This window comes from Acidisoma cellulosilyticum (assembly GCF_020621385.1).
Lineage (GTDB): Bacteria > Pseudomonadota > Alphaproteobacteria > Acetobacterales > Acetobacteraceae > Acidisoma > Acidisoma cellulosilyticum.
The window spans coordinates 61,260-75,472 of the sequence record NZ_JAESVA010000005.1; the positions used below are offsets into that span (position 1 = coordinate 61,260).

Genomic DNA, 14,213 nt, shown 5'->3' on the forward strand with positions numbered 1-14,213 from the left:
CTCCGGTTCCGACACCGGAGTTTAGGTATTGCTGCAAGCTTTGACCAAACGCTTCCTTGCCCCGCGCGAGGATCTCTCTCGCCGCCGGGATAATCCGGCCGGTCAGAGGGTGACGAATATCGAGCTTTTCTTCGATCTCGTTTTCGTCTTTGCCGTGACCCAATTGTCCCACAGCTTGCTGCCTGAGCCCACCGGCACGAAGGCCCTGCACACGCTGCTGCTGTTCGGAGCCATCTGGTGGATCTGGATCGACACCAGCTGGGTCACGAACTGGCTGGACCCGGACCGGCCGCCCGTGCGCCTGATGCTGCTGGCGCTGATGCTGGGCGGGCTTGTGCTGGCGGCGTCCATTCCCGATGCCTTCGGCGCGCGCGGTCTTGTCTTCGCATTGTGCTACGCCGTCATGCAGGTCGGGCGTTCGCTCTTCATGCTCTGGGCGCTGTATGGCCGCAGCCGCAGCAATTTCCGAAATTTTCTGCGCATCACCATCTGGATGGCGGCGACCGCGGTGTTGTGGATCGCGGGCGGCCTGGCGGGCGGCGATCTGCGTTTTGTGCTTTGGCTGCTGGCGCTCGCCCTCGATCTCGGTTCCGCCTGGGCCGGATTTTGGGTCCCGGTGCTGGGCCGGTCCGTCACATCGGACTGGGATATCGACGGCGCGCATCTGGCGGAACGCTGTGCAGGCTTCGTGCTGATCGCGCTCGGTGAGTCGATCACCGTGACGGGCGCGACGTTTTTTGAAACCGCCTGGTCGCCCGCCGTGCTGTGGAGCTTTCTCGCGGCCTTCCTGGCGACGGCCGCCATGTGGTGGATCTATTTCGATACCGGGGCCGAGCGCGGTAGCGAGCATATCGCGCGTGCCGAGGATCCGGGGCGCATCGCGCGCGTCCTCTATACCTATGTTCATGCGATTATCGTCGCGGCCGTTATTCTGGGGGCTGTCGGAGACGAGATGACCCTGGCCGAAGCCAGCAAGCCCGCCGGTGCGCCGGCGCTGCTTGTCCTGCTCGGCGCACCCATCCTGTTTCTGATGGGCAATATCGCATTCAAACAGGCGCTTATCGGGCGGCTACCACTGTCGCATCTGGTCGGCCTTGCTCTCATGATCGTGGTCGCTTTGTGGTCGGCGGGGCAGAGCATGCTGGCCGTCAATCTGGCGACCAGCGGTGTGCTGATCGTCGTCGCGATCTGGGAAAGCCGGTCCTACCGCCGGCCGATGTCGCGCTGAGACAAGCCGGCGCGGTTTGATGAGGCGGCCCGGCATCGCTAGAGCAGATCACAGTCAGATGGAATCATCTGACTGTGTGAAGATGCTCGCAAAAACAATAATCTAGAGCGGTATCTGCGAGTGTAAGCGAGCAGGAAACGCTCTAGAAGACGCGCTATCGGATGCCATCGGATTTTTGGGACGGGATTTTATGCAGATCGAATGGACGGCAGGACCAGAGGAATTTGCCGCGCGGGCGGCGGCCCATGTGGTTGATTGTCTGGCCGAAATCGACACACCGGCGATCGCGCTCCCGACCGGCATGACGCCCGTCGGGCTCTATCGGCAGTTGCTTGCCCTGCAAGCGGAAGGCGAGGTCGATCTCGGCCAGGGCTATTACTTCAATCTCGATGAATATGTCGGTGTCGCGCAGGCCGACAGCCACAGCTTTGCGACGTTTCTAGGCCGGTATTTTCTCGACGCATCCCTGATTCCGGCGGACCATATCCGCCTGCTGCAAGGTGACGCAGGCGATATCGCGGCCGAGGCCCGCGCCCATGACGCGGCGGTTGCCGCGCGTGGCGGGCTGGACCTGGCGATCCTGGGCCTTGGCGGCAATGGTCATATCGCCTTCAACGAGCCGGGCGTCGCCTGGACCGACGGCACCCATATCGTGCCGCTGACGGACGAGACGCGGGCCGCCAACGCTGCCTATTTCGAGGACGGATTCACGGTGCCGAGCCAGGGCGTGACCATGGGTATCGGCATGCTGCGCTCGGCGAGGCGTATTCTGCTGATGGTCTCGGGCGCCGCGAAGGCGGAAGCGCTCACCATGCTGCTTGCCGGCAAAACGGATCCGGCCTGGCCGGTGACGGCGCTATGCGGCCATCCCGATCTGATCCTGGTGGCGGATGAGGCCTTGCGCCCGGCATGAAACCGATGGTTGCGGCGGTCGGCTTTCTGCTGCTGAGCGCCATGCCGGCGCTGGCCGCCAATATGGCGCTCTGCGGTCCGACCGAGACCGATGCGGCGCCGCGACCGCTGCCGCAAAGGCTGATCGACATGGCGCGCACAAGCTTCGGCTATACGCAGATGCCGGCTGATGTCGTCACCCGCATGACGGTTTTCCGCTGTGCGGCAGGGCAGCCATTGCTCTGCAGCCTGGGCGCTAATCTTCCCTGCGGCAAGGCGAATGCGGCCAGCAGCCTGCCGGCCGTCACTCAATATTGCGCGGCCAACCCGCAATCGGATGTCGTACCGGCCTATGTGGCCGGCCATGACAGCCTCTACCAATGGCGCTGCGCTGACGGCCGCGCCCTGGCCAGCAGCCCGGCCGCCTTAGACGCCCAGGGCTATTTTGCCGAGTATTGGAAAGCAGTTAACCCGTGAGGGTTACTCGGCCGGCGGCGTCATCGGGCCGCAGAGCTTAGCCAGCTCCTCGTCGGGATCGTAATAGGGTGCATCGACACCTTTGGTGTGATGGGACGTCCATTCCACAAAGAAGGGGCGCCAGGCGGTCTGAGTATTGTGCTTGTCGCGATAGGTCACGAATCCGCAGAGCGCCACGCTTTTGCCGTCCGATTCGAACGCGCCGGTGAATTTGGCGCTGCTCGGATGCGCGACTGAACTCGCGATATAGGCTTCGGCCAGATCCTGCACCTTGCCATGCGGCGGCGTCACGATCGTGCGCGCCTTGAAGGCGGCCTGGCTCTCGGGCGTTACCTGAACGGCGGTGGCCTTGCTGATATAGGGCTGGGGATAGACCTGCGGGCCAGAACCGGCGCAGGCAGCGAGTGGGCCAGCAAGCAGAGCGAGCATTGCGATCGGACGGTAGTTCATGACGCGCTTCCCCAGAAAGCCGATAGAGTGAATCGAACTTCTTATCGAGCTTTGCTCCATAAGGGATCGCTGTGCCTAGCCCAAGACTCAGCTTTCTTGTTTATTCCCCCCGCGATTGGGCTATAGGAGCATCCGTCCTAAGCGAGTAGGTCTGGTGGCCGTTACTGACCCAGAGATTATTATCCGTCTGACGAAAACCCTGCCCAAAGCCCTTACGGCAGGGCTAGGTTTCGTGCGGCACCGTCTCGCTATTTTCATCATTGCCCTCATTGCCGTTATGGGTGCCTCGACCCTCGTCGCTTTCTTCGTCAGCCGCGACGATCAGGCTCAGCTGCGCGACTATATCTGGACGACCCGCGACATCCGGATGTTGCAATTCGCGCTGCTCGATACCCAAAGCGGTGTCAGTGGCGTTGTCCTGTCAGGCAGCCAGTCCACGGCCTTCGCCACATTCGTCCGCGGTATGAGCGAGCTCAACGCCGTCGATGCCGGTGTTTTTCAGGTCGTCGACGATCATGCTTTCCATAGTGGCGGCGGTGGCCAGACCCCGCACCCGGTGACGGATCGCGTCAACACCTTGCGGGATGCCTGGGCGACCGCCGTCATGCTCGGCATGGACCATCAGCAGGCCGCTGCCCAAGCGGTGCTGGACAAGGCCCATACCGCGCAGGTGATGACTGAGCTGCAAATGATCATGCGGTCCTATCTCGGCTACCGGAGCGACAAGGTCGATGCGGAATGGGACCGGATTGCCGAAGGTGAGGCGCTTGTTCTGCTGATCAATCTCCTCGGCGCGATGATTGCGATTGCCGCCACCTCCTTCGCCTTTGCGTCCAGCCGGCGGGAGGCAAAGGGGCGCGAAGCCGCGATCAGTGCCAGCCTGTTGGCGCGGCGGGAGGTCGAGACCTTGTTCGGCATGACGGAAATCCTGCAAAGTGCGGCGAGCAGCGAGGATGCCTACGCCGTGCTGCGGGCAACGGCGCTGGATCTTCTGGGCGATTTCGGCGGTGCGCTATACGTCTTCAACAATTCCCGCGACCGGCTTGATTTCGCGACCGAATGGGGGCCGTCGGCCGCCGATACGCCGCCGCTTCATATTGCGCCGGACAGCTGCTGGGCGCTGAAGCGCGGCAAGCCGCATCTGAACGGGCGCGGGGAGCAGGCGCTGCGATGCGCGCATACCGATTGTTCCAGCATCGCCTTCGAAATCCCCATCGTCGCGCGCGGTGAGATTCACGGCCTTCTGGTGCTGCGGGGCGACGGGCTTCGGGATGCCGAGACGCTGAAGCGTATTCAGCCCATCGCCATCGCGTTGGCCGACGCCATGTCGCTTGCGCTGTCGAACATCGTGCTCAGAGAGCGGTTGCGGAACCAGGCCCTGCGCGATCCCTTGACCAGTCTTTATAATCGCCGCTTCCTCGAAGAAATGCTGGAGCGTTTGACGACGGATGCCGAGCGGCGTCGGGCGCCGGTCGCGGCTATCATGATGGACCTTGACCACTTCAAGAACCTCAATGACCGCTACGGCCATGCCGCCGGCGATCTGGCGCTGCGCGACACCGCAAGCGTGGTTCTGGCGTCTCTCCGGCCAGCCGATATCGCCTGCCGCTACGGTGGTGAGGAATTGGCGATCCTGCTGCCCGATACGACGCTGGATGTGGCGATGGCCCGTGCCGAGCAGATCCGCGTCGCGATCAGTGCGACGACCTCCAACGGCATCACGGTCACGGCCTCCTTCGGCGTCGCCTCAATGCCCGAGAATTGCAGCCGCGCGAGTGAGCTGCTGCCGACGGCGGACAAGGCGCTTTACCGCGCCAAGGACGAAGGGCGGGATCGGGTGGTGGGCGCGCCCTTGCGGCCGTCCGCCGAGATTCTGCAGCTTACCCATGCCGGCTGGAACCTGGACGGCAAGCGCGCCGGGGACTGAGCGGCGACTATTCTGTCGGACAAAGCGCGCGGGGTCTTCGGTCGCGTTAAGTCCCGCAGAAGGTCTGCAGCACGCGCTCATCCGTGACGGGCGGTAGGGTGTAGTCCTCCTGGCCGGGTTGATCATCATAAGGCTTAGCCAGAACCGTCAGGAAACGTTCGAAGGGGCCGAAATCCTGTGTCTCAACAGCTGCGGCGATGACACGCTCCATCTGATGATTGCGGGGAATGAAGGCCGGGTTGACGGCGCGCATTGATTCCCGAACTTCGGCCGGGTCGCGACCGTCGGCTTCCTGCAACTGGCGCCAGCGCGGCAGCCAGCTATCCAGCGCTCCGGCATTCTCACCAAACAGAGCGCGCAGCGCCGCATCCTCGCCCATCACCACATCACCGAGCGCCCGGAAGGTGAGCGTGAAATCGGCCGCGTGTTGTGACATCAGCGTCAGCAGGGCATGGGCGCAGGAGACATGCTCCTCCCGATCCGGCGAGAGGCCGATCTTGCGGCAGAGCCCGGCATCATAGGCGGATTGAAAACGCGGCACATAGACGCCCAAAGCGTCCTTGGCTTCGGCGAGGCCCGTTTCCTCGTCTGCGCCCAGCAGCGGGATCAGCGCTTCGGCCAGCCGGGTCAGGTTCCAGAACCCGATATTGGGCTGGTTGCCATAGGCGTAGCGGCCCTGATGGTCGATGGAACTCAGCACACGCCGGCTGTCATATTCGTCCATGAAGGCGCAGGGGCCAAAATCGATCGTCTCGCCCGAGATCGTGGTATTGTCCGTATTCATCACGCCATGGATGAAGCCGATATGCAGCCAGCGGGCGATGAGATCGGCCTGCGCCAGACAAACGCTTTCCAGTAGGGCGCGATAGGCATTGTCGGCCAAAGCGGCCTGCGGATAGTGGCGGGCGATGGCGTAATCGGCCAGGATCTTCAACGCTTCGGTGTCACCCTGTGCCGCGAAATACTGAAAGGTGCCGACGCGCAGATGGCTGGCGGCGACGCGCGTGAAAATGGCGCCGGGCAGAAGCCGTTCCCGCCGCACCGTTTCACCTGTCAGGACAGCCGCGAGTGCCCGCGTCGTTGGCAGGCCGAGCGCGGCCATGGCCTCGCTCACCACATATTCGCGCAAAACCGGCCCGAGGGCCGCGCGCCCGTCACCCCGGCGGGAGAAGGGGGTCGGGCCTGACCCTTTAAGCTGGATGTCCCGTCGACCGTCGCGCCCGACCACTTCACCCAGCAGCATGGCGCGGCCGTCACCCAATTGCGGAGAGAAGCCGCCGAATTGATGTCCGGCATAGGCCTGGGCCAAAGGCTCCGACCCCTTCGCCACCGCATTGCCGGCGAGGATGGCAATACCCTCCGGGCTTTCCAGCTGCGCCGGGTCAAGCCCCAGGCTTTCCGCCAGCGCGTGGTTGATGCGGATCAGGCGCGGGGCAGGCACAGGCTCTGGCACCATCTTCACATAGAAGCGGTCCGGCAGACGGGCATAGGTATTGTCGAAGGGGATCTGCACGGACATGGACCGAACTCCGGTAACGGGCGATAAGGCCTAGGCATTGGCCGCACTGACGACCCAGACCGCAGCCGGCATCATCACGCCCTCCGCTGTCAGATAGGCGGACAGAGCCTCGCGGACAACGTGCTGCACAGGACCGGCAAGGTCCGGATTTTCGCGCAGCACGGCGGCCAGCGGCCCGACGCGGCCGGTCAGCGCCAGGGTTTCATCCAACCCGCCGCTGCCGATCAGCGTATCGAAGGGCGTGATAGTGATGGCGCTGAAACCTGCATCGGACAGAATGCCGCGCACGCGATCCGGGTTGGCGAAGGCAAAGGGGCCGGGGGCCAGCGGATCACGCTCCGGCTGCGGCGGCAGCAGGGGGAGTGCGGCCTGAAACGGTACGCTCATCCATGGGTTTTCCGTCGCAGGGCGCCAGCAGACGAATGTGATGCGCCCACCCGGTTTGAGCATACGGCGGATATTGGCGAAGGCGGCGGTTGGGTCGTTAAAGAACATGACGCCGAAACGGGAGAAGGCAGCATCGAAGCGGGCTTCCCCCAGGTCCGCCGTCTGCGCATCGGCCAAGGTAAAGACTGGCGCGGCTGGGCTGTCCGCCGCGCGGGAGCGGGCAACCGCCAGCATGGGCTCGGAAATATCGAGGCCGAGGACGGAGCCTGTTTCGCCGACGGCGCCAGCGAGAGCGAAACTGGTATCGCCGCAGCCACAGCCGATATCCAGCACCGCCTCGCCCGGCTGGGGTGAGAGGACCTGCATGCCGGCCGCGCCCAAGGGCCGCAACTGCCGGTCAAGCTGGGCCTGATGTTCTGCCCAGGTCAGCCCAGCGACCGTGTTCCAGAATTCGGTCTGGGCCGCATTATCGCTCATGTCTCATCCCGCTCCGCTTTGCCGGTGCAGGATGGCACGCTGCACGATGCGTTACGAGGCTGCCGCCTCCGTCAGAAATTCCGAGGATTGCGCCACGAAGCCGAAGCACTGTTTCACGTTATAGACGGTTGCGGCAAAGCAGTAGTCGGGCGAGGTGGTCGCACTGCAATCTTCCAGAAGAATGCAGTCATAGCCGAGGCAACTGGCGTCCAGCAGCGTGCCCAGCACGCATTGATCGACATTCACGCCCGCGAATAGCAACGTGGTGACAGCGAGATTGCGCAGAATGCTGTCGAGTTCCGTATCCCAAAAGCCCGACATGCGGAATTTGGCGACATGGATGTCGCCCGGTTCGGGTGCCAGTTCATCGACCACGGCGGCGGACCAACTGCCGTCTTCCAGCACATGCGCGCCGGAACCGGGCAAAGGGTCGCCGATGCCGGTGCCGATGCCGGTCGGCTTATAGACATGCAGCAGCTTGGGCGGCAGGTTGAGCCGATCCGGCCGGTTGCCCCAGTTAAGCCAGAGCACAGGCACATCGGCCTTGCGCAAGGCGGGCAGAAGCTTCGCCAGATGCGGGATGGGCGCCCGCGCGGGTGTGACATCAACCCCGATATGGCCAAGCCAGCCTTCCGGGTGGCAGAAGTCATTCTGCATATCCACGACGATGATGGCGGTTTTTGTCAGATCGAGCGTCAGACGCTGGGGTGCTGCCTCGATCCGCAATGGACGCTCTGCCATCGGCGTGCGGCGAAGATCGACCTCGGTGGCCGAGACGCGCCACTGGTTGCGCGGGCTTGACCCGAGCGGGATCAGGGTCGCGTCACTCACGGGACGGAGCCTCCGAGCACGGCGAGGTCTTCCGCGTCCAGTTCAACCGGCGAACCGCTGCGAATAAGCTCCGCAAAACCCTCGTTCGGCGTCATCACCGTCAGGCAATAGAGTTTTGCAGTGCCGGTGTTGTGAACGATGTGTTCATTGCCCGGATGCAGCAGCAAAGCGTCGCCCTTCTTTAGCGGTGTTTCCTGGTCACCGCAGCGGGCAATGCCTTCGCCGGACAGGACATAGAAAAATTCATCGGCATGGGAATGTTCGTTGGGCGGCGTGGCGCCGCCGGGCGTGAAGATTTCGATGACGAAGACGTTCTTGATGGAGTCCTTCTCGGGGTCGAACAGGACCGCGAAATAATTGGTATCATTGGGGCCGATGCGAAAGGCTTTCGCGGTTGCTGCTGCTTCCTTGCCGAAAGTCATCATTGTTTGAGGCTCCTTAAAGGGGCGGTCGAAAGATCGGATCTTGCCTTGGTCCAAGGCAGGATGATGTGGGACGGCGTCTCACCGCCATGGGCGACGCTCAGCGTGATCACCTGTGCTTCGTCGATCCGCGCCGTCGCGGGCGGTGCGCCGGTGCCGGGGTTGACCGGATGCGCCGGATAGCTGGCCCCCGCCAGCGACAGACGCAGAGCGGCGCCGGGCTTTATCGTGGCGCAGATGGCGCGGAGCGATATGCGGATGGGCAAAGCTTCCCCGCTCGTCACGCGGCGATAGCCTTGCGTCAGCACCACGGCCCGACCCTCCGGTGTCACTTCCGACAAAACCGCGGAGACATCGAATGATAGCGCATCGGCGGTGACGAACAGATCCAGATCGACCGCGCCGACCAGCAGCCCTTCCGCGACGAAGGGGGCGGACGTGTAGCAGGCAACATCGGCGCGCTGGTCGACGGCGGTACGATCCTGTCGGCCCATCGGCGCCGCGTCATGCCCGCCGAGGGAGGGCACCGGCCGCCAGGGATCATGCACGATATCATCCTGTGCGGTGTCTCCCGGCTTGTCGGACAAAGCCCCGTCCAGCACGGTTGCCACCGCAAGGCCCGTGCTGCCGAGGTGGAAAGATCGCGTGTCACCGGGCCAGTCCGGAAAATGCCGCCAGCCCTTTGCCGTGACATCGAACAGATCGAGCCCTGCGGCGATCGTGCCTTTATCTTTCAGGAATGCATCAAACCAGTCGCGTTGTAATTCGTCGATGGCGCCATCCGCCGCCGGGCCCATATCGCCACCCGAGGCGCGGCCCCAGGGCAGATGCGGCCAAGGCCCGACAACCAGACGCTGGGGCTTGTCGGAGGTCGCGAGCGCGGTCGCATGACCGTCCAGCGTGCCCATCAGCATCGTGTCATACCAGCCGCCGATATGGAGCATCGGCACATCCATGCGGCGGCCCGCGAGAGCCCCGCGCGGGGAGATGCCTTGCCAATAGGGGGCGTCTGCGCTGTCATGCTCCACCCAATCGGCGAAATGCCCGAGCGTGCGATAGCGGCGCAGAATATCGGGGAAGGATGGCGTGTCATCCGTCAGCGGCAGGGACTTGGCGGCGCGAGACAGCGCCTTGAAGGCTTCCGTTTCACCATCATGGCTCGCACGGATGGCAGCCATCTGAATGCCCCAGCCGATGCTATCGGACAGGCGAAACGCGCCGCCCTCATAGGCCCAGTCGCCGTGCACGTCCCAGCCAATCATGACCGGACAAAGCGCGCCGAGCTTCGCGCCACCGGCGAGTGCGAGCAGTTGTGTCATGCCCTGATAGGAAAACCCATACATGCCGACAAGGCCTGAGGAATTGGGCAGCGCTGCCGCCCAGGCCACCGTCTCGGCGCCATCCGCCTGTTCCGTCTCGAAGGCGCGGAAGCGACCTTCCGAGGTACCGGTGCCGCGCACATCCTGAATGACGACGATATAGCCCTGCGCCGCATACCAGCGCGGATGCGCGAAAACGACGGTGGAGGCGATGCGCCGCCCGTAAGGTTGGCGCATGAGCAGAACCGGATAAGGCCCGCCTTCGCTGGGACAATAGATATCGGCGTCCAACCGCACGCCATCGGCAAGTGTCAGGCTTTGCGTGATGGGCCCTTCGATTGTCATGCCGCTTCTCGCTTTTCGGGGAACCGCAGGCGCGGCCGGACCTCGGTCGCGATCAGGCGCAGGGATCGTGCCACGGCCTCCGTGCGGATGCCGGGCAATTGCGGCATCACATCCAGCCTGTCGATCCCGGTCAGCGCGATATGGTCATTGAGCATCTGGGCCACATCATCCGGCGTGCCGGCCAGGAAATCGACCTGCCGGCGCTTTTCGGCCGGGCTGTCGGCGGTCTCGGGCAGCAGACCGGCCGTGATCCCGTCCGCATGATAGCCCTTGTAGCCGAGCAGGCCGAAGTAAAGCTCGGTCGCTTCCGCGCATTCGGCCTCGGCCTCGGCACGGGTTTCGGCCACGAAGACCAGCCGCACGCCACGCGCTTCGCCGCGCCCCCCGGCAGCCCGATAGCGCTGCACGAAGCGGGATTGCGCGATGCCGTTCTCGGCCTGACCGACCACGAAATTCAGCCCCTGGGCGGCGGCGAAATCGATGCTCGCGTCATCCCGCGCGGCGACCCAGATGCGCTGGGCCAGATCCGGCGCGGGCGCCAGCGATAGCGGTTTCTCTCCCACGCGCACGACGCCGCGAAGATGGTCGAGCAACGCGGTCATCTGCGCACGAAACCGCAGCGCCTTCTCGGTGCGGGTCTCGGTGCTGTCCGGCAAGGTCGGGCCCTGGCCGATACCGAATTCCACACGATCGGGCGCCAGGAGGTTGAGGGTCATCATCTCCTCCGCCGCACGCCGCGCATCGGTCGCGAAGAGTTTGACTCCGGTGCCGAGGCCGATGCGCCGCAGGCGGCCGGAGAGGTGCCCTAGAAACACTTCCGCCGCCGGCACGCGCCCGTAGAAGCCGCCGGTGCCGGGCGGCAGATGATGTTCGCCGATCCAGATGGAGGCGAAGCCGAGCGCCTCGGCCAGCACCATCTCCTCGATCGCGGTGTTCAGGATCGTGGCGTCGGCAACGCCGGCTTGTCCCCACATCTGATTGAAGATGCCCAGCGGGCGCGGGTGATCCATCATGTCAGGCCCTCCGTCGGATCATTCGCCCAGGGCATCACCCGGCGCTCCAGCAGCACGACGAGACCGACCAGGATCATGCTGCTCAGCGTGCCGATCAGCACCGCCGCCCAAACCTCGTCAGACCGGTATTGCGATCCAGCGAAAACGATGAGGTAGCCGAGGCCCTTATTGGCCGCGACCCATTCCGCGACGATGGCCGCGACGAAGGAGGAGCAGGCCGAGAATTTCAGCGCCGTGAAGATGAAGGGCAGGGCGGCCGGCAGCCGCACCATCCACAGCCGCTGCCACGCGCTGGCATCCAGGCTGTGCATCAACTCGCCGACTTCGGCATCCGCGCTGCGCAATCCGCGCATGCCGTTCACCAGCATCGGGAAGAAGACGAGGAAGGTCGCGACCAGGATCTTCGGCTCCATCCCGTCGCCAAAACCGATGATCAGTGCGGGGGTGACGGCGACGATCGGCACGGCTTGCGCTGCCATGGCCAGCGGCAGCACGGCGCGGCGGCCGGACGCGGAACTGACGAAGATGATCGCGAGCAGCAGCCCGCAGGCATTGCCGAGGATGAGGCCGATGATGGCTTCGGTCGCCGTAATGCCGGCATTGGTCGCCATCAGCCAAGGCTGGTTCCAGAACACGCCGAAGACAGCGACGGGCGAGGGCAGAACCAGCGGATCGACCCAGCCGAGACCGGTAACGAGCGCCCAGAGCGCGAGCAGGCTGAGCAGAACGCCCGTCGGGCCGCCGATGCGCCAGGCGCGGCTCATGACCCATGCTCCGTCGCCGCCCAAGGCGTCATCACACGTTCCATCACGGCCACGATGCCGACCAGGATCAGCGTCAAAGCTGCCGTCACCACGATCGCGGCCCAAAGCGTCGGCATCTTGAAATACTGGCCGGATATGACGACGAGATAGCCGAGGCCGATATTGGAGCCGATCCATTCACCGACGATGGCGTTGATGAAACAGGCGGTCGCGGCCACGCGCAGGGCGGCGAACAGGTAAGGAAACGCGCCCGGCAATTCGACGATGGCCAGTCTCTGCAAACGGCTGGCTGACAGACTGTGCAGTAGCTCATGATAGCCGCGATCGGCGACACGCAGGCCCCGCGTCATATTGATCAGCATCGGGAAAAAGGCCGTGATGGAAACCAGCGTCAGGATCGCCGGCATGCCGCGCCCCATGACAAGGACGATCAGCGGTGTCACGGCGATGATGGGAATGGCCTGGGTCGCCAGCGCCAGCGGGAAAAAGCAGGCGCGCAACCGGCGGGAAAAGGACAGCACGACGGCCGCCAGCAGGCCCAGCACGCTGCCGATGACATAGCCGCTCAGCGCTTCCTCCGTCGTCGCCAGACCATGGCGCAGCAGAACGGAGCGGTCCCCCACCAAGGCGCCGGCCAGCTTGCCGGGTGAAGGCAGCAGATAATTCGGGATCATGCCTTGCGCGCTCATCCAGCCCCAGAGGGCGATGGTGGTGCCGAGCAGGATCACCGGCGGTAGCACGAGGGCAGCGAGCTGTTTCATGACCGGGAGACCCCGACCGAGCGCCAGGGGCGGCTGCCCAGATGCGCGATGCCGGCGCGGGTCGCCAGCGCATCGGCCGCCGCGCGGGACCGCGCGCGGACGGCACGTTCATCGACAGACGTCACCACGCTGTCCCGCATAACGACGCGCCCGTCGATGATGACGGTCGAAACCTCATGCCCCAGCGCGGAATAGACGAGTGCCGAGACCGGGTGATGAACCGGCGCGATGGCGAAGCTATCGGTATCGATGACGGCGATATCGGCCTTCTTGCCGATTTCGATGGAGCCGATCTCTTTGTCCAACCCGATGGCGCGCGCACCGTCGATGGTCGCCATTTCCAGCGCCTTTTCGGCGGTGATGATGGTGGGATCGCGGTGATAGCCTTTCTGGATGAGGGCCGCGAATTTCATCGCCTGAAACAGGCTGTGATTATTGCTGCTCGCCGGCCCGTCCGATCCCAATCCGACTGTCACCCCGGCCGCCAGCATTTCCGAAATCGGCGGCACGCCGGAGGCCAGATATAGATTGCTGCAGGGGTTGTGGGACACGCGGGTATCGTGGCGGCGCAGCAGGTCGATATCGGTCTTGCCGCATTGCACGCAATGAACGGCGAGGACATCGGGGCCCAGGAAACCGATCTCGCTCAGCAATTCCGTATCTGTGCATTGAAAGCGCGATTGCGACTGCTCAATCTCGAATGCGGTCTCGGCCACATGCGTGGTGATAAAAGCGCCTTCCTCATCCGCGAGCTTGCGCGTCGCGCGCAAAGTCTCAGGGTCCAGCGCCCAGATCATGCTGGGGGCGAGCCCCACCTGCACGCGCCCGCCCGGCCGGTTATTGGCGCGGATCACGGCGCGCGCGTCACCCAGCGCCTGTTCCGGCGTTTCAATCAGCGGCACGGGAATATCGAATTCGGCACCGGTTGTCAGAAACCCACGACAGACGCGGCCACGGATGCCGCTCGCCTGAAAGGCATCGACCACAGGCTGCGTCAGGCCAGGGCGCGGATGCGCATACATGAAATCGACCAGGGAGGTCACGCCGGAGCGGATACTCTCCACGCAACCATGCAGCGCGGCGGCCGAGACATCTTCTTTCGTCAGTTCCACGGCGGCCGGACCGGTCATGCAGGTGAACCAGTCCTTCAGCACGCGGTCATCGCCCAGACCCTTCAACAGGGTCTGGAACAGATGCGTATGGGTATTGACCATGCCGGGGATGACGATCTTGCCCTTACAATCGATCACCTCCGCCATCGGCTGCGCGGCGGCAAGCATCGCCCGGCTGCCGATGGCCGCGATGCGGTCACCGCGCAGGAGGATGCTGGCCTGTTCCAGCACCTCCCGCTTGGGGTTCATGGTTACGACCCAAGCGTCCGCGAGGATGATCGTCATCACTT

At 64.2% G+C, this 14,213-nt stretch carries 14 protein-coding genes; 4 read left to right on the forward strand and 10 right to left on the reverse strand.

Features of this window, described 5'->3' with window-relative positions:
* Nucleotides 1-28: 28 nt before the first annotated feature.
* From ACELLULO517_RS15145 to ACELLULO517_RS15155, 3 genes are all read left to right on the forward strand, one after another.
* Nucleotides 29-1,228, forward strand: a complete 1,200-nt coding sequence (locus ACELLULO517_RS15145) for a low temperature requirement protein A (RefSeq protein ID WP_227308251.1) — start codon at nucleotides 29-31, stop codon at nucleotides 1,226-1,228.
* A 190-nt stretch (nucleotides 1,229-1,418) separates the two neighbouring features.
* Nucleotides 1,419-2,141: a glucosamine-6-phosphate deaminase gene (locus ACELLULO517_RS15150; protein WP_227308252.1), complete on the forward strand. Its 723-nt coding sequence runs from the start codon at nucleotides 1,419-1,421 to the stop codon at nucleotides 2,139-2,141.
* Nucleotides 2,138-2,596: a hypothetical protein gene (locus tag ACELLULO517_RS15155; protein WP_227308253.1), complete on the forward strand. Its 459-nt coding sequence runs from the start codon at nucleotides 2,138-2,140 to the stop codon at nucleotides 2,594-2,596. Before ACELLULO517_RS15150 ends, ACELLULO517_RS15155 begins: the two co-directional genes overlap by 4 nt.
* Nucleotides 2,597-2,599: 3 nt before the next feature.
* Here the strand turns inward: ACELLULO517_RS15155 and ACELLULO517_RS15160 are convergent, their stop codons facing one another.
* On the reverse strand, nucleotides 2,600-3,046 hold the full coding sequence (locus ACELLULO517_RS15160) for a hypothetical protein (protein ID WP_227308254.1): 447 nt from the start codon (nucleotides 3,044-3,046) through the stop codon (nucleotides 2,600-2,602).
* 154 nt (nucleotides 3,047-3,200) lie between these two features.
* Here ACELLULO517_RS15160 and ACELLULO517_RS28915 point away from each other — a divergent pair, with 154 nt between their 5' ends.
* A complete protein-coding gene (locus ACELLULO517_RS28915; protein ID WP_227308255.1) occupies nucleotides 3,201-4,973 on the forward strand; it encodes a GGDEF domain-containing protein in 1,773 nt (590 codons plus the stop codon).
* A 46-nt stretch (nucleotides 4,974-5,019) separates the two neighbouring features.
* Here ACELLULO517_RS28915 and ACELLULO517_RS15170 read toward each other — a convergent pair whose 3' ends face one another.
* Genes ACELLULO517_RS15170 through ACELLULO517_RS15210 form a run of 9 tightly spaced genes read right to left on the reverse strand, consistent with a single transcriptional unit; the run spans nucleotide 5,020 to nucleotide 14,208 of the window.
* Nucleotides 5,020-6,492 carry a protein adenylyltransferase SelO gene (locus ACELLULO517_RS15170; RefSeq protein ID WP_227308256.1) on the reverse strand — a complete coding sequence of 491 codons (1,473 nt, stop codon included), beginning with the start codon at nucleotides 6,490-6,492 and terminating at the stop codon, nucleotides 5,020-5,022.
* A 30-nt stretch (nucleotides 6,493-6,522) separates the two neighbouring features.
* Nucleotides 6,523-7,356, reverse strand: a complete 834-nt coding sequence (locus ACELLULO517_RS15175; RefSeq protein ID WP_227308257.1) for a class I SAM-dependent methyltransferase — start codon at nucleotides 7,354-7,356, stop codon at nucleotides 6,523-6,525.
* Between the two features lie 51 nt (nucleotides 7,357-7,407).
* Nucleotides 7,408-8,187, reverse strand: coding sequence for a cysteine hydrolase family protein (locus ACELLULO517_RS15180; protein WP_227308258.1), 780 nt, complete (start codon nucleotides 8,185-8,187; stop codon nucleotides 7,408-7,410).
* Nucleotides 8,184-8,612 (reverse strand): cupin domain-containing protein, encoded by a 429-nt coding sequence (locus ACELLULO517_RS15185; protein ID WP_227308259.1) that lies wholly within the window; start codon nucleotides 8,610-8,612, stop codon nucleotides 8,184-8,186. The genes ACELLULO517_RS15180 and ACELLULO517_RS15185 overlap by 4 nt, the downstream gene beginning before the upstream one ends.
* Nucleotides 8,609-10,273, reverse strand: a complete 1,665-nt coding sequence (locus ACELLULO517_RS15190; RefSeq protein WP_227308260.1) for a CocE/NonD family hydrolase — start codon at nucleotides 10,271-10,273, stop codon at nucleotides 8,609-8,611. The genes ACELLULO517_RS15185 and ACELLULO517_RS15190 overlap by 4 nt, the downstream gene beginning before the upstream one ends.
* Nucleotides 10,270-11,286, reverse strand: a complete 1,017-nt coding sequence (locus ACELLULO517_RS15195; RefSeq protein ID WP_227308261.1) for an LLM class flavin-dependent oxidoreductase — start codon at nucleotides 11,284-11,286, stop codon at nucleotides 10,270-10,272. Before ACELLULO517_RS15195 ends, ACELLULO517_RS15190 begins: the two co-directional genes overlap by 4 nt.
* A complete protein-coding gene (locus ACELLULO517_RS15200; protein ID WP_227308262.1) occupies nucleotides 11,283-12,050 on the reverse strand; it encodes an ABC transporter permease in 768 nt (255 codons plus the stop codon). Before ACELLULO517_RS15200 ends, ACELLULO517_RS15195 begins: the two co-directional genes overlap by 4 nt.
* Nucleotides 12,047-12,811: an ABC transporter permease gene (locus ACELLULO517_RS15205; protein ID WP_227308263.1), complete on the reverse strand. Its 765-nt coding sequence runs from the start codon at nucleotides 12,809-12,811 to the stop codon at nucleotides 12,047-12,049. Before ACELLULO517_RS15205 ends, ACELLULO517_RS15200 begins: the two co-directional genes overlap by 4 nt.
* Nucleotides 12,808-14,208 carry an amidohydrolase family protein gene (locus tag ACELLULO517_RS15210; RefSeq protein ID WP_227308264.1) on the reverse strand — a complete coding sequence of 467 codons (1,401 nt, stop codon included), beginning with the start codon at nucleotides 14,206-14,208 and terminating at the stop codon, nucleotides 12,808-12,810. The genes ACELLULO517_RS15205 and ACELLULO517_RS15210 overlap by 4 nt, the downstream gene beginning before the upstream one ends.
* Nucleotides 14,209-14,213 lie beyond the last annotated feature (5 nt).